32 protein-coding genes and 1 pseudogene are annotated in these 20,902 nt (G+C 31.2%); 29 read left to right on the forward strand and 4 right to left on the reverse strand.

The features are described 5' to 3' along the window. Nucleotides 1-18: 18 nt before the first annotated feature. Nucleotides 19-450, reverse strand: coding sequence for a hypothetical protein (locus BM018_RS03065; protein ID WP_092318498.1), 432 nt, complete (start codon nt 448-450; stop codon nt 19-21). Between the two features lie 179 nt (nt 451-629). Between BM018_RS03065 and BM018_RS03070 the strand changes: the two genes are divergently transcribed. Then, nucleotides 630-1,124 (forward strand): hypothetical protein, encoded by a 495-nt coding sequence (locus tag BM018_RS03070; protein ID WP_092318500.1) that lies wholly within the window; start codon nt 630-632, stop codon nt 1,122-1,124. Nucleotides 1,125-1,126: 2 nt separating this feature from the next. Here the strand turns inward: BM018_RS03070 and BM018_RS03075 are convergent, their stop codons facing one another. Together BM018_RS03075 and BM018_RS03080 are read right to left on the reverse strand one after the other, a co-directional pair. Then, nucleotides 1,127-1,384 carry a hypothetical protein gene (locus BM018_RS03075; protein ID WP_092318502.1) on the reverse strand — a complete coding sequence of 86 codons (258 nt, stop codon included), beginning with the start codon at nt 1,382-1,384 and terminating at the stop codon, nt 1,127-1,129. After that, the gene (locus BM018_RS03080; RefSeq protein ID WP_092318504.1) at nt 1,375-1,932 is read right to left on the reverse strand and encodes a hypothetical protein; all 558 of its coding nucleotides are present in this window, start codon (nt 1,930-1,932) and stop codon (nt 1,375-1,377) included. Before BM018_RS03080 ends, BM018_RS03075 begins: the two co-directional genes overlap by 10 nt. Before the next feature lie 137 nt (nt 1,933-2,069). Between BM018_RS03080 and BM018_RS03085 the strand changes: the two genes are divergently transcribed. From BM018_RS03085 to BM018_RS03210, 26 genes and pseudogenes are all read left to right on the forward strand, one after another. Beyond that, nucleotides 2,070-2,708 carry an XRE family transcriptional regulator gene (locus BM018_RS03085; RefSeq protein ID WP_092318506.1) on the forward strand — a complete coding sequence of 213 codons (639 nt, stop codon included), beginning with the start codon at nt 2,070-2,072 and terminating at the stop codon, nt 2,706-2,708. 142 nt (nt 2,709-2,850) lie between these two features. Further along, nucleotides 2,851-3,123, forward strand: coding sequence for a hypothetical protein (locus BM018_RS03090; RefSeq protein WP_092318508.1), 273 nt, complete (start codon nt 2,851-2,853; stop codon nt 3,121-3,123). A 61-nt stretch (nt 3,124-3,184) separates the two neighbouring features. Then, a complete protein-coding gene (locus BM018_RS03095) occupies nt 3,185-3,406 on the forward strand; it encodes a hypothetical protein (RefSeq protein WP_234945094.1) in 222 nt (73 codons plus the stop codon). 2 nt (nt 3,407-3,408) lie between these two features. Then, on the forward strand, nt 3,409-4,041 hold the full coding sequence (locus BM018_RS03100; RefSeq protein WP_092318512.1) for a hypothetical protein: 633 nt from the start codon (nt 3,409-3,411) through the stop codon (nt 4,039-4,041). Continuing rightward, complete coding sequence (locus BM018_RS03105) at nt 4,005-4,559, forward strand: hypothetical protein (protein WP_092318514.1); 555 nt, start codon at nt 4,005-4,007, stop codon at nt 4,557-4,559. The genes BM018_RS03100 and BM018_RS03105 overlap by 37 nt, the downstream gene beginning before the upstream one ends. 15 nt (nt 4,560-4,574) lie before the next feature. Then, nucleotides 4,575-4,898 carry a hypothetical protein gene (locus BM018_RS03110; protein WP_092318516.1) on the forward strand — a complete coding sequence of 108 codons (324 nt, stop codon included), beginning with the start codon at nt 4,575-4,577 and terminating at the stop codon, nt 4,896-4,898. Between the two features lie 173 nt (nt 4,899-5,071). After that, a pseudogene (locus BM018_RS08365) lies at nt 5,072-5,775 on the forward strand (phage portal protein family protein). Continuing rightward, nucleotides 5,772-6,161: a phage portal protein family protein gene (locus BM018_RS03125; RefSeq protein ID WP_092318522.1), complete on the forward strand. Its 390-nt coding sequence runs from the start codon at nt 5,772-5,774 to the stop codon at nt 6,159-6,161. Before BM018_RS08365 ends, BM018_RS03125 begins: the two are co-directional and overlap by 4 nt. After that, a complete protein-coding gene (locus tag BM018_RS03130) occupies nt 6,151-6,333 on the forward strand; it encodes a hypothetical protein (protein ID WP_143280390.1) in 183 nt (60 codons plus the stop codon). Before BM018_RS03125 ends, BM018_RS03130 begins: the two co-directional genes overlap by 11 nt. Nucleotides 6,334-6,359: 26 nt before the next feature. Beyond that, nucleotides 6,360-7,292 (forward strand): hypothetical protein, encoded by a 933-nt coding sequence (locus tag BM018_RS03135; RefSeq protein ID WP_092318526.1) that lies wholly within the window; start codon nt 6,360-6,362, stop codon nt 7,290-7,292. Between the two features lie 5 nt (nt 7,293-7,297). After that, nucleotides 7,298-7,723 (forward strand): DUF1320 domain-containing protein, encoded by a 426-nt coding sequence (locus BM018_RS03140; RefSeq protein ID WP_092318528.1) that lies wholly within the window; start codon nt 7,298-7,300, stop codon nt 7,721-7,723. Then, a complete protein-coding gene (locus tag BM018_RS03145; RefSeq protein ID WP_092318530.1) occupies nt 7,717-8,178 on the forward strand; it encodes a hypothetical protein in 462 nt (153 codons plus the stop codon). Before BM018_RS03140 ends, BM018_RS03145 begins: the two co-directional genes overlap by 7 nt. Next, nucleotides 8,178-9,491 carry a DUF2586 family protein gene (locus BM018_RS03150; RefSeq protein ID WP_092318532.1) on the forward strand — a complete coding sequence of 438 codons (1,314 nt, stop codon included), beginning with the start codon at nt 8,178-8,180 and terminating at the stop codon, nt 9,489-9,491. The genes BM018_RS03145 and BM018_RS03150 overlap by 1 nt, the downstream gene beginning before the upstream one ends. Nucleotides 9,492-9,503: 12 nt before the next feature. Then, nucleotides 9,504-9,941 (forward strand): hypothetical protein, encoded by a 438-nt coding sequence (locus tag BM018_RS03155; RefSeq protein ID WP_092318534.1) that lies wholly within the window; start codon nt 9,504-9,506, stop codon nt 9,939-9,941. A gap of 9 nt (nt 9,942-9,950) precedes the next feature. Continuing rightward, nucleotides 9,951-10,250, forward strand: coding sequence for a hypothetical protein (locus tag BM018_RS03160; protein ID WP_092318536.1), 300 nt, complete (start codon nt 9,951-9,953; stop codon nt 10,248-10,250). Nucleotides 10,251-10,436: 186 nt separating this feature from the next. Then, complete coding sequence (locus tag BM018_RS03165) at nt 10,437-10,934, forward strand: hypothetical protein (RefSeq protein ID WP_092318538.1); 498 nt, start codon at nt 10,437-10,439, stop codon at nt 10,932-10,934. A gap of 108 nt (nt 10,935-11,042) precedes the next feature. Continuing rightward, a complete protein-coding gene (locus tag BM018_RS03170; protein WP_092318540.1) occupies nt 11,043-11,450 on the forward strand; it encodes a hypothetical protein in 408 nt (135 codons plus the stop codon). Next, nucleotides 11,443-11,778: a hypothetical protein gene (locus tag BM018_RS07580; protein WP_143280391.1), complete on the forward strand. Its 336-nt coding sequence runs from the start codon at nt 11,443-11,445 to the stop codon at nt 11,776-11,778. Before BM018_RS03170 ends, BM018_RS07580 begins: the two co-directional genes overlap by 8 nt. Then, the gene (locus tag BM018_RS03175) at nt 11,693-12,139 is read left to right on the forward strand and encodes a hypothetical protein (RefSeq protein ID WP_092318542.1); all 447 of its coding nucleotides are present in this window, start codon (nt 11,693-11,695) and stop codon (nt 12,137-12,139) included. The genes BM018_RS07580 and BM018_RS03175 overlap by 86 nt, the downstream gene beginning before the upstream one ends. A 288-nt stretch (nt 12,140-12,427) precedes the next feature. Then, the gene (locus tag BM018_RS03180) at nt 12,428-12,676 is read left to right on the forward strand and encodes a hypothetical protein (protein ID WP_092318543.1); all 249 of its coding nucleotides are present in this window, start codon (nt 12,428-12,430) and stop codon (nt 12,674-12,676) included. Nucleotides 12,677-12,689: 13 nt separating this feature from the next. Next, on the forward strand, nt 12,690-13,049 hold the full coding sequence (locus tag BM018_RS03185) for a GPW/gp25 family protein (protein ID WP_092318545.1): 360 nt from the start codon (nt 12,690-12,692) through the stop codon (nt 13,047-13,049). Continuing rightward, nucleotides 13,046-14,113, forward strand: a complete 1,068-nt coding sequence (locus tag BM018_RS03190; protein WP_092318547.1) for a baseplate J/gp47 family protein — start codon at nt 13,046-13,048, stop codon at nt 14,111-14,113. Before BM018_RS03185 ends, BM018_RS03190 begins: the two co-directional genes overlap by 4 nt. After that, the gene (locus BM018_RS03195; protein WP_092318549.1) at nt 14,097-14,642 is read left to right on the forward strand and encodes a hypothetical protein; all 546 of its coding nucleotides are present in this window, start codon (nt 14,097-14,099) and stop codon (nt 14,640-14,642) included. Before BM018_RS03190 ends, BM018_RS03195 begins: the two co-directional genes overlap by 17 nt. Nucleotides 14,643-14,670: 28 nt before the next feature. After that, nucleotides 14,671-14,862 (forward strand): hypothetical protein, encoded by a 192-nt coding sequence (locus BM018_RS03200; protein ID WP_092318551.1) that lies wholly within the window; start codon nt 14,671-14,673, stop codon nt 14,860-14,862. Then, nucleotides 14,862-15,320, forward strand: coding sequence for a peptidoglycan recognition protein family protein (locus tag BM018_RS03205; protein WP_092318553.1), 459 nt, complete (start codon nt 14,862-14,864; stop codon nt 15,318-15,320). Before BM018_RS03200 ends, BM018_RS03205 begins: the two co-directional genes overlap by 1 nt. Nucleotides 15,321-15,546: 226 nt before the next feature. After that, nucleotides 15,547-16,356: a hypothetical protein gene (locus BM018_RS03210; protein WP_092318555.1), complete on the forward strand. Its 810-nt coding sequence runs from the start codon at nt 15,547-15,549 to the stop codon at nt 16,354-16,356. A 33-nt stretch (nt 16,357-16,389) separates the two neighbouring features. Here BM018_RS03210 and glgB read toward each other — a convergent pair whose 3' ends face one another. Beyond that, nucleotides 16,390-18,534 carry a 1,4-alpha-glucan branching protein GlgB gene (gene glgB / locus BM018_RS03215; protein WP_092318557.1) on the reverse strand — a complete coding sequence of 715 codons (2,145 nt, stop codon included), beginning with the start codon at nt 18,532-18,534 and terminating at the stop codon, nt 16,390-16,392. 113 nt (nt 18,535-18,647) lie between these two features. Here glgB and BM018_RS03220 point away from each other — a divergent pair, with 113 nt between their 5' ends. Both BM018_RS03220 and BM018_RS03225 read left to right on the forward strand, forming a co-directional pair. Beyond that, a complete protein-coding gene (locus tag BM018_RS03220; protein ID WP_092318559.1) occupies nt 18,648-19,124 on the forward strand; it encodes a ferritin-like domain-containing protein in 477 nt (158 codons plus the stop codon). A gap of 118 nt (nt 19,125-19,242) precedes the next feature. After that, nucleotides 19,243-20,901, forward strand: a complete 1,659-nt coding sequence (locus BM018_RS03225) for an aryl-sulfate sulfotransferase (protein ID WP_092318561.1) — start codon at nt 19,243-19,245, stop codon at nt 20,899-20,901. The last annotated feature ends 1 nt before the right edge of the window (nt 20,902 follow it).

Below are 20,902 nucleotides of genomic sequence, written 5' to 3' on the forward strand. Positions count from 1 at the left end.
AGAAAAAAAAAACACAAATCAACAAGCTGAATACCATAAAGCACAAAAAACATAATGCTTTATATTGCAGGGTAATTTTTCTCCATAAGATAAAAGATTATTTTTTACAATAGACATAAGAATTTTTTTTTCACTGCCCACTATCTGAGAAGCTTTAATAGATGGTTGGAAAGGAATATCATTCAAGACATGCCGCACTGATACATATGAAAAATCATCAATCTCATGTAATTTAATATTATCTGACAAGCATAATAAGAATCGTTGTTTATCTTGTATTTTATCGGCATCCCATAAAAATACATACTCTAAATTTTGATAATTAAATGAAAATGCAAATCGTACGATTTGCATATCTAATTCCCATACAAAAAGTTGAACTTCAGAGTGACGAAACCAACGCTTATAATAAGGGAGCTCTTTTTGTTGTAAACCCAAAACTTCAGTCATAACTTATTTTCCTTAACAAATAGTATATTTTAAAACATCATGTAAAAAAAACAACTATAAAAATTATAGCATAATATTAATATCTCAAAAAATACTATACAGTACTAAAGAAAGTATAGAATAAAAACCGATATAACTAATAGCTATAACAAAACATCAATATTTCATGGAAGGTTCTTATGATACAGCTTATAGTTTTCATAGTTTTGACATTGCTGAATAACAATATATTTTCACAAATCAACACTAATTCTGCGGTTACTAATCAAAATTTCAAAGCAACAACTTCTCAACAAATACCCAATTTTAATAATCTAAACGATTTCTCTAAAATTATTAACGATACCGTATGGGTAGCTTCGGACTATAAACGTAGTGAGGATTTATATATATTTTTTCACAACAACACACAAGCAATACAACTAGCTAAAATGGGGGAGCTAGTTGAGTATCCAAAAGAAGCATACCCTATCAGATTATTCAAACAAAATCCAGCTCAACGTTCAGCGATTTTTATTGTTGCTTCTAAAAATCGTTTGCTGTATTATTCTTTTCAATTGATTACACCTTATTTTATGGGAGTTTCAGCAGGGTATGAAAATCCTGAACCTTTAGAAAAAATTACTTTAGAACATTATTTTAATAATGGGTATATTATGCAGCTAGTATATTAGAATTATTGATTAGAACGGACAATTTGAGTAACACGAGCTTCTGTTAATTTAAATTGTTTAGCTAAATCTTTAGATTTTATTCCCTGGGTTTTCATTTTTCTGATTTGAACATTTCGGAGAAAAATATCAACAGTACGCAATGAAGGCACAAATGCTATTTTTTGTTCTAAATAACTCATAAAAATAAAATAATTTTTCAAGCCTTCATCTCCAAATTTCTGCTTAAATAGTGTTTTTAATGTACTATAGTTTACTGGCATATGTTTTCTCCATAAAAATTCTGTACTGAAATTTTTGCTTCTTGAAGTACTATCTTTTCCTGAAAATTTTTTGTTTTGATTTTTGGAAAATACACTGTAGATCCAGGACCAATTTCTTTAACAATGGTACGAATAAAATCCTCATCATCCTCATCATCTGTAATACGAAAAAGAGCATTAAGAATAGGAGAGCGTCTTTTATGGCGTTTAACAAGTGGTTTATTTTTTATTTTTTTGGTCAGCTTAAGTGATCTTAAAATATACCTTATTTCTCCGAATTCCTTACAAGACAATAAAGTAAATTCTATAACTTCACCTAAATAACTCACCAAACTATCACGAAACGGTGAAAAATTGGGAATAAGAACAATAATATTTTCTTTTTCAAGCTCAATATGAGCAAAAGTCAACATGCTACATCCTACTTTAAATGTTTTTACATTCTGTAGACGACCTATTGCAGTCCACTCTTTTATTTCAGCTGTCTCCGGAAGATTATTAAAATAATAATCCATAATAAAACATGGACTAGTAATTGTTTTTTGCATAAAAAACTCCTATAAATAAAAATTACTGTTCTAAAATTTGCAATAATTAAAAAATTCTCATACAATATACACGCTATTTTACTCGAATTAGAGTTAAAAATCAACTGTTTTTTAGGTAAAAAATATTGGAGTTCATTATGGAATACGGTATAAGAATAAAAGAAGCACGAAAAGCCTTAAAAAAAAACCAAAAGGAGTTTGCAAATGACATAAAAATATCTCAACAATCATTATCACGTATTGAAACAAACGAAACCGAAATAGGCATTGAATGTTTATCGAGAATTCAAAATATCGGAATAAATGCTCAATGGATATTAACAGGAGAAGGATCTATGTTTCTATCGAACGACGAATTAGAATCAAAAATGACAGCTATTCCATTAGTGGATATTTCTGCAAGCGCTGGTACTGGCATTATTAATTTTGATGCAAATGTGGAAAACTTTTTTTTAGACAGAAAATTCCTACAGGGATATCAGCCTAAAGAATTATTTCTTGTAAGAGCTAGAGGTAACAGTATGCTCCCTACTATTCAAGATGGAGACCTCTTAATTGTACATAGAATAGATAGTCCTAGATTAGGATATGATGGACTTTGTGTGATCATGTTTGATGGTGCCTGTTCTGTTAAGGATATTCAAATCTTACCTGACAAAGTTCTAATTATGCCTAGAAATCCGGAATTTGAAAATATGACTATTTATCCAGATGATTGCGAGAGTAAAAATTTTCAAGTATTGGGAGAAGTTGTAGGTATAATGCGTTCTTTATAAATTTATTCCTTTATATCACAAATGGTTTAAAAATTATAATAAAAAAGTTATTAAAAATTAAATGTTTCTAAGAATCAGCTGAAATTTTGTCTTATAATTAATATCGAGTATTTATTACTCGATATTTTTGTAGGAGCATATGATGGAAAATTGTCAGCAAGAGATCGAAGAAGATATTAAAAATCTAACGAAAGCAACTCACGAAAACTCATCATCCATACGGGAAATGAATGCCATTCTACGTTCATTTATGGAACCAAGTAAAGAACAAATTTCTCAAAAATTTCTTCAAATTGATGAAATTATTAATGATCATGAAAGCAGAATTAGAAGCAATACTAAAGCAGTATACCAAGGAGCAGCAATAATATCCACTATCATTGTATTACTTAATGTCATTAAAGGATTAATTTGATGAAAAATCAAAAAAAATTCCAAATATCATGACATGGCTTGAAGAAAAAATTCATCAAAATATGAAACTTATTGATCAAGAAGGAAATACAAAAGAGAATCTTTCAACATTAGATTTATTAGTTTCGATTCGTAAAAAATATCATGATGGAAATGATCCTTTAGGTGAAAAAATTCGGGTTATGGAAGAATTCATTTCCTTCATTAAGAAAAAATATTCTAACAAGGATTTTTCTCAAACAATATTTCTTATTGAGCAATTTTTATATAAGCAAGTGAGTTAAATATGACAAAAAAAACAACACTAGGAGAATTCCGGAAAAAACTCCCTGAATTATTGCGAAATATGCATATTCAATTAAACCCAAAAACTTCTCAAAAAACACATATAAAAAATACAGAAAAAAATTTTTGGTATTTTTTTCGTAATTATTTAACTCACTATGCACATCAAAAAAGTCCACAATTTCATAAGGAAATTATTAATCTATTAGAAGAAAAACATCCCTACATTGCAATAGCGGCTCCACGTGGTTTTTCAAAATCTACACTAGTAAGTTTTGCCTATGTACTATGGAATGCTATATTTTCCAAAAAACATTTTATTCTAATTATTTCTTCAACAGAAGACTTAGCTACTGATTTAGTACAAAGTATTTTATATGAATTCCAAGATAATAAACCGTTAAAACAAGATTTTTGTATAGAAATAAAAAAAGTTTCTCAAAACGATATTATTATAGGAAATACAAGAATATTAGCACGAGGACGACAACAATCATTACGTGGATTTCGTTATAGAGAACATCGACCCGATTTAATTATTCTCGACGACATAGAGAAGGATATAGAGGCACTTAGCCCTATTATTTTCAAAAATCATTGGATACTATTCAAAGAGGGCTTATTCCTTCCTTAACACCTAATGGCCAAATTGTTCTAATAGGTACAATATTAAGGAAAAATAGTGTTGTAGGAAAAATTCTTACTAGTCAAGAAGAAATTTGGAAAAATTGGAAAAGAAAAATTTATCAAGCATTATACACAAAAAGCGGTAAATTAAAAAGTTTATGGCCAGAAAGATTTCCCGTTGATTTTCTTGAAAAAAGAAAACAAAGCTTAGGAATAGGAGCATTTAATGCTGAGTATCAAAATTTACCAATAAATGATAATGCATTGTTTAAAGAAACACATATTATTGAAGGATGCAATCCAAATGACTCCCCTATGCTTATGTTTATAGATCCAAGTACAGATGGAAATAAATTGCAAGATTTTAAAGCATGTGTACTAATTTCTCGCAGTATAGAAGGTAGATATTGCATACATGATGCTATCTTAGAACAAGGACATGATGATGAATTTTTTCTTAGAGCTACTCAATTATTCATAAAATATAGAGATAGAATACTCAACATTGGAGTAGAAACTAACTGATTTCAAGCATATTTTATGAAAGAATTGGATCGTTATGCAACAAAACAAGGATTAAATTTGCCACTTATAGGAGTCAAACATTATTTACCCAAAACATACCGCATAGCAAGATTATTAGGATATTTAGAAACAGAGAAACTGGTTTTTTCTCCTGAATTTAAAACATCAAGAGCAGGAGCAATAATTATTGAACAGTTGTTATTTTATCCTTCTCCAAATGTACATGACGATGGGATTGATGCTCTTGAAGCTTGTCTTGATCTTTTTTCTAGAATTTCGAGAAAAAACAATGAAGAATTTATTTATTTACCGAGAGTTCCAAAATTCAGAATCACATAACTTATCACATAAATCATTAAGGAGGCATTATGGAAGAACAATTTGTTAGTAGGAAAATGCTAGCACTATGGGATGCTTTACCAAGCCCAAGTTTCCCATATCTAAGAGGTATGGGAATGAATTCTACCCAAACTTTAAATGAAATAGCAATAATCCCAGAATTGCATTCAGCAATGACAGCTCGAGAATCAGCAATAGTAAATGATTATTGGTATTTAAACGGTGAAGGAGAAGCTTTACAATTAGTAAAACAAAACTTTGAAAATCTTAGCATTAGCACATTAATGAGGCAGATTTTTGAATCCGTATGGTACGGATTTAGTGTGCTATACCACCCCATGGAACAAGTAGGAGATAGAATATTTTTTAAAGAAATATATTCTTTACCTAGTTTTTGGTTTGCATTTGATAAACATCGTAAACTTGTAATTGCAAAAGATGGAACCCCTGTTAATACAACAATAGGTAACAGACAAAAAGAAGCAGAATTAGTTCAATATAGATCTAGTTTTCAAAATCCTTATGGGAAGGTCTATTAGCACGTGTTTTCTGGACATCTACCTGGCTAAAAGGAGGTATGGAACTCTGGGCATCATATGTTGACCGATTTGGTGATGACTCTATTTTAGCAAGAACAGAACTTAGCAGTCCTCAAAAACGTCAGGAAATGCTCAATGCTATCAAAGAATTTCGTTCCTCAGGAGGAATGGTAGTGGGAGGAGGAGATAGTTTTGAAGTGCTTAAAACAGAAAAAAATGGCACTAATACTCTCTTCAAGAGCTTCCATGAAGCTTGTGCTCAACAAATAAGTAAGATGATTCTTGGCATGCTATGGCAATGGATGCTATTCCAGGCAAGCTGGGAAGCGATTCGATGATTGAATTGGTACGTCGGGATATTATTCTCAGTGATAAAGCATTTATAGGAGAAGTAATTAATAGACTTATTCGTCATTTATGTCAAATCAATGGAATAAAAGACTATGTAGAATTCTTATGGATCTCTGAGACTGTTGATGAAAAATTCCGTATCGAACGTGATTCCAAAATTCAAGCAATGGGGTTTAAATTTAGTAAAGAATACATTATGAAAGCATACAACCTTGATTCCTCAGATTTAGCAGATGAACCCAAATCCATCATTCCAGAATTCATTGAAGAAGAACCTGAAATTGAACTTCCATTGGAAAACAAGCTAGGAGAATTTGAAGATAATATAGCAAATTCTCTTTTTGATACAGAAATTCGAAGACTTGCCAGTTGAAACATCTCCCGAACCTATTAGTAGCCTGCTCAATGAAGAAAGAAAACTCGGAAAATTTTCTGTTTATGGCAACGAAGATCGTCAATTCGCTAAACGTATGCTCTCTCTAAAAGCAAAAGGCTACAGTTCCAGTGAAGCATACACACATGCATTTAATCCAGATGAGCACTAAGCTCAAATAATATATAGAGGTATAAAATGATTAATAATGAAATTTCAAAAATCCATCCCATTTTAGAAGAGTCTGTAAAAGAATTCCCTAAAAAAGCACGTTTAAGCTATGCTCTATTTCCTCTCTACGAAGCAGAAGTAATACGTGATGTTTTTGAAGTCGCTATTCTTGGCAACAAGCATCTCAGCTTAGACAAATATAAACGCAATTATAGAGAACGTTCCTATAACAAAAATAAAAAACCTTCAAAATTAATGAAGACCGAACGTTATACTATTGAAGCAATAGTAGACAAAGACGAACTTATGGGTGCAGTAGATATACATAAAGCACTTATCTTGAAAGAAGAACGTTTAGAACTTGGATATGAAGACCTAATGAATTCTTTAGAATACGAACAAATGAAGCTAGTATGTAATAAGGAAACCTTTGAAACAATAGGACATTTTAGAGAACCGGAAGCTGCTCAAAAATGGGATCATAAAGATAGTAATCCTATTGAACATATTGCTTATGCTAAACAGACTATTAAAAGCAAAATTGGTTTTTATCCCAATACTGTAATTATTAGTGATCCGGTTTGGCAAAAATTACGCTATAAAAAGAATCTTCTTGATGCTGTGCCTTTTACTCAAGTACGTGCTGGACTAACACCGGAAGACTTTGGACATATTATTGAAGTAGAACGCGTTATTATTGCTGATTCTATGATTCAAACAGAAGGAAATATGGAATTTATTTGGTCTCAAGATGTCATTCTTGCTTATGTTCCTACACAGATTATTAGTCTGGATAAACCTAGTTTTGGAGTTACTATTCGATGCCCTCTAACAAATGAAAACTTTAGACAATGGACTGATGAAAGTTCTAGTACTCAAATTACTGCTATTGATGAATATATTGCTTGGGGGGTTTGTAACTATGAAGCAGGATTTTTCTTCAAAAACGTAATTGGATAAAAATTATGAAAAAGAATTCAGAAACACGATATTGCAGTATAGAAGACATTTTTAATGCATGTCAAGGAACTGCTGTTTTATCTTGGGCAAAGGATGACAGCCGGGAAAGTAATGAAACTGCACTTTCCCGGATCAACCTAGCAATTAATCGTGCAGAAGAGGAAATTAATTTATATATTGGTAAAGTTTATATGCTACCTCTAAAACAGATTCCTTCTTCGCTAACAGATATTTGTGTTAGACTCACACTATACAGTTTACTTTCTCGTAAAGGATTAACAGAGAATTCTAGCGATACTACTATCAAACACAATAGAGATTCTGCTTTAAAATCACTAGAAATGATTGCTAATGGAAAATTGGACTTAGGAATAAAAATGCCTAAAGAAGAACATCAAATTTGCTATTCTTTTAGGAGAAAAAAGTGGTAATGTTACGTGCAGTAAGACAAGAAATTACTGAATTGAGTATCAAACATTTTGGAGTAGAAGAAATTCGCTTAGAACCAGGCTACGATATTGCTCCTTACACAGAATTAATTATTGGTGATACAAATTTATCAAATGATGAATTTCGTACTAGTCTTCAAGAAACAACAAAATACCGTATCAAGCAAAAGTTTTCACTAATAGTTGTTCTACATGAACTAGAGCAACTAGAAACAGGAATAGAAAACCTACTCAAAGATTTAAAAACAGGATTACTTGCAGGAGATAAATATATTAGTCTCTCACCTATAAAAGTAGAATGGAAATTGAAAACATCTCCTACTGATCCTCAAAAAGCAATCGTCGTTTTCGAAGCTGAAAGTCACATTTATAAAAATAAAGCAATATATGGCTTGATACCGCATATTTCACAAAAAATACAAACAAGAGGCACATAATGTGGGCAAATATTACAGAAGAAATTAAAGATGGAATTTTAGACTTAAGCTCTGGAGATTCTCCACAAGCATTAGTTGTTGGATATAGTAATACCAGCAGTTCAGAGATTCAACCATTTTCTCGTCAATCAGATGTCAAAAAATTATTCGGTAACGGACCTTTAAGCGATCATTTAACTATTTTACAAGAATATATGAAAGAAAATTCTGTACTCGCTATGCGCACTGAAGGAGATATTAAAGGAAAAACTACTTTAATAAGCTCATCAGGATCAGCAGAAATAACATATGATGGCGATCCCTTATACGATATGCTGATAACTATCACAAAAAAAGAAGAGGGATTTTCAGTACAGATTAAACATAAACAAGAATATACATTTATTTCTGAAAATTTAGAAGAAGATTTTTTTGGTATTAATGTCACAGTAGGAGAAGATTCAGAAATTGGAGATTGGTGGAAATTAAAAACAACAAGACCAAAATCATCATTAAAAGCTTTAGAACAAGCAATTGACAAAGCATTAGAAATCTATGATATCAACTTTATTGTTATTGCTCAAGATAGCTCTGTAGAGGAGGTATCTTTCTGGGGACGAAAGTCCGATAATCTTTTTGAGGAACATAAACCAGCAATTTTTCTACTTGAAACGACGTTTGATCAAGAAGAAGATTTTACTTCTGCAATCAATCAAAAAATTATAGATTTTAAAGATATATCTTCTCGGTTTGTGAGTGTCGTTGCCCAAGCTGCCTATATTTCAACAAATCAAGGGAAAATATGGGGATCAGTACTACCAGCTTGTTTAGGTACATTAATTAACAGCAGTGTTAGTAAAAGTATCGGAGCAACACGTGATTATGTTGTTCAAGGTATATCATTTCCTCGAAATTGGACTAATTTACAAAGTAAAACTCTTGATGAAGCAAGATTTATCACCCTCAGAAGCTATTCTGGTCTAAAAGGATTATTTTGGTCAAACGGCATAACAATGGCTGATAGAACTAGTGATTACCGTTTCTTAGAAACAGTAAGAACCGTATTCAAAGCTATAAAACTTGCTCGTACAGCCAGCCTACCTTATATTCATGCACCTGCAAGTATTATAGGAATTCAAAATTTAGTGTCTGCCATACGACATAGTCTTTCTCAAATGTCTAGCGCTCATCCTAAAGAACTTACTAGTTTTAGTGTTAATGTGCCTGCAGGACAGAATTTCGTCAATAATGGAGTTCTTACAGAAATCAGTTTATATGGTGTACCTATAATCAGAAAAATAGTATTAAATTTCGGTTATAAGTATGAAGAATAGGAGGAGAAGAATATGTCAGTAATAATCAACGGTAAAACCTATAATTGTGGAAGCATTAGCATATCGCTAGCACCTCTTAGTCAAGATTTATATAGTGTGTCAAGTATCAGTTTTAGCGAAAGCCAAAGGGCAGATGCTGTATACGGAAAAGGGAACAAACCTATTGCTTATGGCAGTGGGAATTGGTCAGCAAACGGCAGTATGCGAATGCTAAAAACAGAGTTTAATCAACTGATAAGTGCTTCTCCTAGTGGTATTCTGAACTTAGATCCACGTAGTACTGTTATTAATATTATTTATGCAGATCCAAACGGAGATGATAATAAACCTTATACAATCAGCTTGACAGGTGTTCGTTTTACAGATATCAAAGAAGATGCAAAGCAAGGAGATTCTCAATTAAGTGTAGATTTAAGTTTTAGTATTTTTGGCAGTATTGAAAGAAATTAAGGAAACACTATGAATCAAGAAATAAAAGATGCTAAAGAATTAGGAGCTGTCATTTTAAAATTCAGTCATAATGATGGAGACCTATATTTTAGAAAACCCAATAAAACTGAACTACTTTTGTATTTTGATACACAAGAAGAAACTAGCATGCTTGGAATGGAAAGGTTTGTTCGTCGAATGTTAATATATCCACTAGATGACACACTTAATAAACTCTTAGCTGAAAAGCCACTTGCCTTTAAGCCTATTTTCGACGTTTTATTAAAAGATTCTGGAATAGATGAAAATTTTATGGTAGCGGAGATATAGAAACTCTTTGGGCAAATGATCTACGAGTTCTAAAAACAAGGACAAAAGCCTTTCTTAGAGAAGAACTTGATCTTAATCCACAAACAGAGAATTGGTATGAACAGCATACTCAAGCACAGCTTGCAATGATAGAATGGGAAGAAATTATTTATCGAGCTATTATACGTGTAATAAAGGAGGTTATTGGTGAAAACTAAAACTATTATTCGCGTAAAAAAATACAAAATTCCTAAAATCCAGCGTTTCTACCCAAAACTCCCAAAATTTTCAATAATTTCTCCGCAAATACTGCAAAAACAGTATTATCAATATCATAAAAATATAACCGCAAACCAATTTTACATTGATAAAATATTAACTAACAACATTTCTAGTATTATTCCAACAGTAAGTCGAAAAAAAATATTATTACAAAATACCGTAAAGCATTACAGCCCTTCTAGTATGACTAAGAAGGGCTGGTTTTTCCGATTTAGTCAGCAAAAAAATATCTCATTTCCAATAAATAATTCTTTTCATTTGAAGCAAATACAAAAAAATCTCTACCCTCAAAACATACTTAATTCATTAGGAAATGTCATAAAAAAAATCTGGAACTTTTTACTAAAGAAAAAATATTTTCAGAAATTGAAAAACAAAATTATTTTATCCGCGAAACTTTTGACATTCATAAAACTTTTATGAAACAGTTAGCGGAAAAAACTACTGTTTTAGAACACTCTAGTGTTAATGAATTGAGAAGATTTTTAACAAGGATCAATACTATAAAGGATAAATAATAAAGGACCTCATATGAAATTAAGAAATGATAATACAGAAGGATTAATAGCTTTAGATTTCACTATTTTACCTTGTATTATACAATCTATCAATATTAATGGCAGAAATTTATTTGATATTATTGACAATCAAGTGAGCAGCAAAGGATCACAATCAACATATATTAATATTGATGCACCTACTACAAACCATATAGGAGAAAATCCTTATGCCAGCCTTGAAATTTTAGAAGGGCTATTTCAAATAAAAAAATCTATTCTTAAACCTTCTATCATCAGTAATATACATATTAATGCACGAGGAATAATTTTTGTTCTATGGGAAGAATTTACATCACGGGATAGTAGCAACAATAATCTTATTTCTGTATCTTTAGGTTTTAGAACTGTATCATGGCTAAAGGACAAAAAAAATGCTTAGTCATGTGTCTTATATTTTAAAAATAGGAACATTAAGATTAACACAACATTTTGAAATAGAATGTGGATATCATCAAAACAACACTAAAACTTATTGCATCATAAAAATTATTCCTGAAACGCTTAGTTCACAAATTATATCAATAGGAGATATGTTAACATTAGATCTCGTTATTAACAATATTCATGAACAAATATTTGATGGAACTATTATTTTTATAGATAAAAGTATTGGTGAAATTCATGCTTCTTTTGAATTTTTTGATAAAAAAAATCCAAGAAACTTTTCAAAATACATCACATCAAGAAGCAATAAGATACATTACTAAAAGAGAAGTTCGATTTTTTTTAGAAGATTTTACACCTGACCAATTAATTCTTAATGGTTTCAAAGAGGAAGTCTTTAATGATTTGATAATAAGTTATGAAAAAGATTCAGAGAAAAAAATAATTTATTTCATTGATAAAAACAAAACATTATGGATTGGCAATTCTCTTGATACTGTAAAAAATTCTTTTCTTCATATTGGATATGGAATAAGTACACGTTATTTCGATGAAGTTACTTGTGCTGCTCTATTAGGAATTGAAATTGGTCATCAAGTCAGTTTTCCCAATGAACTTTCTACTTACATTATAAAAAGCTTTATCTATTATAAAGAACGTATCACTCTTTTTTTAGACTCATAGGAGGATTTTTATGCAGGAAACTATTAATGAACTCTCAATTTTAATACGTCGCATATAAATGAAAAAGCATTCCCTATAATAGCCAAAATAGACAAAATTCATAACGACTATAGAGCTGATTGTATTGTTTTAGATGCACATGGCATAGAAACTCAAACTACATATGTCAATCTTGCTATTCCATGTTTCGTAGGTAGTCAAGGAAGTATTACTTTAGAACCTAAAATTGGTACATTAGTTATTATTGATTTTTTATATGGTGACAAAAATAAACCTATTATAGTCAATGTGATTGGCGAAGGAAAACCACAAAATAATGCTTTAACAATTAAATCAAAACAAACTGTATTAAGCTTAGGCGAAAAAATTATATTAAAAAATCAATCACAAAATTTGAAAGATTTATTAGAAGCAATAATTCAGCAAATCTTAAAAATTCAAATACTGCACCCTATGGACGGCATGTTATCTATAAGTCCTGATCAAATAATTACTTGGGAATCAATTAAGAAAAAAATAAATATGTTGTTTGAATAGTACAGAGGAAATTATGAATGATATAAAATTAAAAAATGGTGAAATTGAATTAGGAGAAGAAGACATTATATTAGTAGAAAACGATGATAGTACTATACAAGATATCTTCACAAAATTACAAACAACTATTGGTAGTTTGTTTTGTGATGAAGAATTCGGAACTGATTTAATTCATTTCTTTCATGAAAATAATGATCCTTTTCAAATGCTTCAAATGCAGCAAATACTTAGTCAAGCAGTAAAAGATGATGACAGACTTGATCCTTCTACTGTACAAGTTGAAGTTAAAACTGAAAATAATCAACTTCATATAACCATTTATGGTACTAGCACATTAACAGGTCAACACCTTAAAAATAGGATACAATTATGAAAATAAAAACAAAAGAACAATTACGATCAGAAATTTTTGAATATACCCAAAAAAATATTCCTCAAGTTAATAATTATCGTGGAGGATCGGTATTCCGTTTAATTCTAGAAATATTAATTCATTTTTTATGGAAACTGTATGAAGAAATTAAAACTATACTTCCTAATCTCTTTACACAAACTGCTGAAGGTACATGGCTTGATCAGAAAGCCGCAGAATTGGGGTTACAGAGGCAACAAGCTAAAAAAGCAGAACGGACTATTAAGCTTATTAGAACAAATACTGCGGGTGTTATTATAATTCCTAAAGGAAAAATTTTCTGTAATAAAGGATTAACACATAATTTTCTCGTAAAAAATGATGTACGTTCTGAAGATGGAGAATCTGAAATTAAAGTATTATTAGTTGCAGAAAATCCAGGATCCCAATACAACAATACGGTTATTAGTGTTTTTAAAACCCCAATCAGAGGCATTGAAAGAATAGATGAAAATTTTTATGAACTAACAGAAGCAGGAATGGATAAAGAGACTGATGAATTGCTTCGCGAACGTTGTATTAGTCTGTGGCAAGGTTTAAGTGGAGCAAATGTATCAGCCTATATTAGTTGGGCAAAACAAATTGATGGGGTTCAAGATGTTAAAATTATTGAAACAGCACGCGGCTTAGGAACTGTAGATATTATCATCACTGCAGAAGGTAACAGTCAAGCTTCGTCAGCATTAATTGCCAAAGTACAGGATACCCTTAATAAAAACAAGCCCATAGGTACGGATCTTCAAGTAAAAAATCCTCGTGAAACATTAATTAATCCAAATATAACAATTGTTCTTTTAAGTGACAAAAAAACAGAAAACCATGAAATTTATCAAAAAATAGAAAGTTATTTCCAAAACATGGGTATAGGGGAAGATTTTGAACCTTCTGCTTTAATTGCTAAAATTTTTGAACTAGATAATATAAAATCAGTAGTGATTTCTACTCCTGCACAACAAATAAGCAATTTTGAAATAGTACGTTGTGGTACCATAGAATTAGAGGTAAATTATGCATCAAAAATTTAGTGACTTTTTAGAATCCTTACATATCTACATATTAGAAACATCTAAAGTATTTCGTACATTTTGTGAAGTATTAGTAAAGCATTGCGGATCTATTTTAGAAACTACTCTTTTAATAGCCAAACAATGTTTCGCTGAATACTCCGATTCGCTTTCTGAATGTGCCAAAGAAAAAAGCTTATTTCAACTAAGATTAGAAAATGATAAGCAATTCCGACAGAGAATAAAAGATGCATTTTCATTTTTACGGAATTCCTCAACTTTAGAAGGTATTGAAAATATTCTTAGAAATCTTATTACAACAAATTTCAAGATTAGAGAAATTTATAAAGAAACTTGGATCTTAGGCCATGAGGATGAAAAGTTAGGAGAAACAATGATTTTAGGATCTCCACAAGACCGATCTTTTTTTATTGTAGAATTTGAAAATCAAATACAGGAAGACGAATTAGGATATGTCTATGGTATTATTAAAATTTACAAGCCTGCTCATGTAGGATTTAGAATAATAAATAGAAATGTAGATCAATAAATATAAAAATAATTGTAAGGAAAACATTATGAATATTAATGAATGGGTTAATGTATTAACAGGATCTTTAGGCTTTACAGCATGGCTACCACTTACGTCAAAAAGCCCGGAAAATTCTTTAGGACTAGCGATTGGCGTTTTAACGGTACTTATGGGATTCGGAGGCCGTGAAACAGTTAAAGAAATTCTTCAACTAATATTAAAAAATAAGGAATCATAATGAAAATTATAGAAGATTTAAAAAATATTAAAATACAAGAAATATGGCGTAAAAAACCTATGATGGTTCATACTTCTGCTGTTGCTTCATATGACCACCGTCATCAAGCCCTTTCAATTGAACGTTATCATAAAGGACTAGGTTGGAAAAATTGTGGCTATAGCTATATCATTGAAAGAGATGGTACCCTTTATGAAAGTGAAGCATTATATGGTCAGCAATATCATTGCAAACATGGAGGACAAAACCGATTATCACTAGGAATTTGCTTATCAGGAGATGTCACGAAACAATCCCCTACTGATCTGCAGATTACTGTATTACAATGTTTATTGGAAGCATATGAAATATCTCAAGTAATCTATCATTGTGATTTCAATAAAAATAAAAGTTGTCCTGGTAGTTATATTATTGCAGCATTAGAAAATTACCCTCAAATTCCTGTAATGAGATACTAATTTTTATAAAAATAAGAAAAAATCTAAACACTACATATTAAATTTAAATATTTAATATGTATATAATTACTAAAAAAACTCTCTGAAATAAAATTATACTTGACAGTAAAAATGAAAGATGTTATAATTAGCAACAATTATATTCTTCGGTTAATTATTTCTAAATATATAATTTTTAATAAAAAACTCTTTCAAACTACTAAATATATTATATAAGGAGACATCTATGCGTAAAGTCTTTATGTTAATAGCTGCATTAGCAGTTGCATTACCTGTATTTGCTCAAGATAGCCCTGCAGTCAAAAAGGATTTGACTATCAATCTTGATGGCTATTCAGGGAATCTTAATGCTGATAAAAACGTCAAACGTTTTTCTGGTAATGAAACTGAATTTGGTATTACTTATAGTCAAAATTTTGCAAATGCTCAATGGTTAACTTCAGGTCTTAATGCTGTTATACTTGGAAATCAAACATGGGCCCATGACACTAAAGGAAATGCTCTTTATTCTAAAAGTGGACCTAATTTTACTACTGCAAAAGCTAAAGTTTTTGTTAAATTTGGTCGTTATGTTGGTATGTTTCTTGATACACAAGGATTATTAGGAACTTCAGTTGGCTATACTTTTAATTTACCATCAAATCAAACTTTCAAACTAATTGGAGACCTCGAATTTTTTGTTACGGGAAATCATTGGTATGGTCGATATTGGGATAGTACTGGCGGACAAGATTCTTTTGAAGGAAGAGGAATTATTGACTTTGTACACCTTGGTTTTTCATATGGTGTCGGTTTTACTCCTAACTGGAATTTTTCAACTTATTTAGGGTTACGTACTGCTGGGGATTATAGTGATATCCTTTTAGAGAATCTATATATTAGATGGAACAATACTATTTCTTACAGTATTAATGGTTTTGAAATTTGGGGTCAATTACGTTTTGAAGCTAGAAATATTGCTGTTGCTACTACAACCACATATCATTTTAAAATGAATGCTGGCATATCTTATAGTTTTGATTTTTCCAGACTTTAAAATTCCTGTATCCAATAACTTAATTAGCAGCTTCTAACGAGAAGCTGCTATATTTTTGTAAAAACATAACGCAGCTAAAGGGGGAATTTTTATTTTTATACTAGCTGGTTGCTGTTGGCATGGCTCATTTTCTGCAAAACACTTTTCATTAATAGTATGCGTTCCACCATATAATACTTGATCAGAATTAAATATTTCAATCCATAAGCCACTACTAGGCATGCCTACTTGAAATGATTCATGAACTAAAACATTTAAGTTTAGAATTATTACTAATTCTTCATTATTGATATCTTTCCTTATCCACTGTAAAAGTCTGCTTTGTATATTATCACAATCAATCCAAGAGAATGCTTTAGGATCAAAATCAAATTGGTATAATGCAGGGTGATTTTGATAAAGTTTATTAAGATCTCGAATTAAAAATCTAATACCAGCATGATCAGGATCGGCATTTAAATGCCAATCAATAGAATGTGTTTCAGCCCATTCATTCCAAGGTGCAAACTCTTGTCCTGCAAACAACAATTTTTTCCCGGGATGAAACCACATGTAACTCAACATCAAACGAAGATTAGCAAATTTTTCCCACTCCGAACCAGGCATTCTGCTAAGCAGTGTACCCTTCCCATGAACAACCTCATCATGAGAAAAAGGTAAAATAAATCGCTCATGAAAAGTATAAACCATTGAAAATGTTAAGTCATGATGATGCCATTTCCTAAAAATAGGTTCAAGAGAAAAATATTTTAATGTATCATTCATCCATCCCATATTCCACTTATAAGTAAAACCTAGTCCTCCTTGGTCTGTCGGAGCTGTAACACTTTGAAAAGAAGTAGATTCTTCTGCAATAGTCATTGCAGTAGGAAAATAACGCTGTATTTCAGCATGGAGACTCTGCAAAAATTCTATCGCTTCTAAATTTTCGCGACCTCCGAAACGATTAGGTATCCATTCTCCTTCTTTTCGCGAATAATCCAAATACAACATCGAGGCAACCGCGTCAACCCGAAGCCCGTCAATATGAAACATATCCAACCAATATAAAGCACTACCAATTAAAAATTGACGTACCTCATGGCGACCGTAATTAAAAATATAGGTATTCCAATCCTGATGCCATCCTAATCTGGGATCTTCATGCTCATAAAGAGCAGTACCATCAAAACGTTCTAATCCATGATCATCTTGAGGAAAATGCGCAGGTACCCAGTCAATAATCACACCGATATTTTTTTGATGGAGAACATCAACAAATTCCATAAATTCATCAGGAGTTCCATACCGAGAAGTAGGTGCAAAATAGCCAGTTACCTGATAACCCCATGATCCATCATAAGGATATTCCGTAATAGGCATAAGCTCAAGATGCGTAAATCCATGTTCCAACAAATATTCCGCAAGTGGCAAAGCAATATTACTGTAACGTAAGGAATTACCGTTACTGTCTTTGATCCAGGAATCTAAGTGGCATTCATAAATAGATAAAGGTTTATCAATACATTGAGTACGAGTCTGCATCCAATTATTATCGTGCCATTCATACTGGCAAATATCATAGGTGATAGATGCTGTATTAGGACGACGCTCGGCAAAAACAGCATAAGGATCCGCTTTAAAGTGAATAGAACCATCTTTATGTTCTAAAGCAAACTTATAAGCATGCCCGGCATCAAGTTCGGGAATAAAAATTTCCCAAATACCTGACGAACCTCGTGGTCGCATAAAGTAACGGGTAGCATCCCAGCCGTTAAAATCACCAGTCAACCGCACACTAAGAGCAGCAGGTGCCCAAACTGCAAAACAGATTCCCGAAACACCTTGATGAGTGATAAAGTTTGCACCCATAATATTCCATACTTTTCTATGGGTGCCTTCATTAAAAAGATAAAGATCAAAATCACTAATTACAGGCTCAAAGCTATAAGGATCCAACATAGTATTAGCACTATAGGGATAAGTGGACAATATGCGATAAGGAAAAGGTTGTTGATCAAGTACAGCTGTCCACAAACCTTCTCCATTATTTTTCAGGGGGTATAATTGCTGCGTTTCGGCATTGATAATAGATACAGAATCAGCATTCAAGTCCAAAACTCTCAAATGAAGCTGCTGATTAATATAATGCATACCCAATATATCAAACGGATCTGATTTTATTTTTTCCCAGCACATAAAAGCCTCCTTCTTGTGTTAAATATACCATAATTCACCAACATTTACAACAAAAAATTGTCTTTAAACGAAAATATTACTATACTTAAAAAAAGACATAAAGGGAGTCTGTTATGAAATTAAAATTAATGAAAGATGAAGTTTTACAGGAAATGAATGCTGTGCATAATTTTATTAAATTGGCCATAGCATGCCAAAAAGCCGGATATTTGAAAGCAGCTCAATATTACCTCGCACAAGCACGCGAAGATTGCGAACATTCATTTCTCTATGCACGCGAATTAGATAAATATGATGAGCTTGAAGAAGATATGAATATTGTAGACATCACAAAAAAATATTTCGAAATGGAATTTACAGCAATTGATCGTATTGCAGCTATCAGAGAAGAAGCAAAATCAGAAAATGTACATGGTATTTGTCCTTTTTTAACTTCACTCTCAAGGGATCATTCTGAAGAAGCATATAGAGCTAAAAAATTGCTTCAACAAGTTGAAATTCTGCATAATACTGAAGATATGAAAAGTATTGAAGATTTATATGAAGAATTGATGGGCAATCTACCTGATTACGCAGAAGCAGATCAATAAAAATAGTTATTTTTATTTTAATCAAATAAGGAAAAACATAAAGTTTTTCCTTATTTATTTTAAGAAACTTGCTATTTAAAAAAAAACTCCCTATACTATATAAAATTAGGGGGAAATTATGAAAAAAATAGCATTATTTCTAATATTAGTTGGATGTTCTCAAAATATAACTCTTGATTCTATTAAAGATGGTACTCTTATCAATGTGAATGATAAAAGTTCTTACTTAATTCAAAATCCATATAAAAATGCTCCTCTATCAGCAGAATTTCGCTTATCGAAAACTAATGACGAACCAATTACTATTACGGTAAAAGGTCAAGATGGATCTGATTCTGATCTAAGTTATACATGGCCTACAGGTTATGGAAAATCATTTCCTGTTTTAGGATTATATTTTGAAGCAACTAATACTGTTATTATAAGTACCCCTACAATAACAAAAACACTCTATCTTGCTGTCACAAACAAACCTTCAGAATATATCAATAATATTACAGTTACTGAAAATAACAGACCTAAAGATCCTAATCGAAAAAACTTTTTAAATTTTATTAATCCCGTAGGTAAATTAACAGACATCCTTGCTATTGATGATTGGGGAAAAATTCGATGGTATTTTATGCCTGGAGAAGAAATTCATGGAATAAAATTCAAAGAATCAAATAATCAAATATTAATGAATTATCTTTCGACTACAAAAACCGAAGTGAAAACCATAAATTTAATTGGGAAAAATATTAAAACTATCAAATTAAACGATCAAATCAAAAATAATGTTCCCCAAGCTGATAAACGTTTTCACCACGATATGGTATTCTTAAGCAACAGCAATATTATTATTTTGGATAAATCTCAATATGGTGTTGAAGATTTAATTATAGAAATAGATAATAAAGGCAATTTAGTGCGGGAAATTCTTATTGGAGATTGGATCCGCCAAAGTGTTAACGGCAACCCTAAAGACTATACCGGATTGGAATTGTTTACATTTGATTCAAGCAATAATACTATTAATGAATATGCTTCTGATGGGGTTTATCCAGGTATGCCTAAAGAGAAAAATGCTATTGATTGGGCTCATATCAACGCATTATCATTGGATGAGCAATCACGCATATTATATTTATCATTTCGGCAGCATGGGATTTTTGCCTTCAATTACGATACAGGAGAATTAAAATGGATCGCTATTAGAGATAATTATACGATGCCAGCTGCTAATAGAAATTTTTACAATATTCCTGAAGATATGCAATACGTACATGAAATACCAAAATTACAGCCTTATATAGTAAAATTCAACAACGGATTTGGGCCTGATCATCCGCATGCGGTGACAAGTTTGGACAATAATAAGATCATGGTATTTGATAATTCCGGAAACGACGGCCAAAACCCAGAAGATGGTTCACGTTTGCTTGTATTTGATGTTGATGAAAAAACAAAACAAGGAAAAATTGATTGGGAATATAAACATATTGTAAGTAATAAACAATTTTTATATTCACAAATTGTTTCTGATATTGATAGAACACCTTTTGATAGTTATATTGGTATTTATGGAACACGTTTACCATTTTATTTTCTGGAAATAAATGATAATAAGCAAATAATTTTTGAAATGCAATTAAACATAACAGCTAAAGCTCCTGGAGAAAGCGATATTGCATTACCAATAGCATGTCCCATATCACGTTTAGCACAAAACGGAATATTTCTATACAGAGGAGATTACCAACCTATTTATCCGGCATTATTCTATTCGATAGACTAAT

The organism is Brevinema andersonii (assembly GCF_900112165.1).
Lineage (GTDB): Bacteria > Spirochaetota > Brevinematia > Brevinematales > Brevinemataceae > Brevinema > Brevinema andersonii.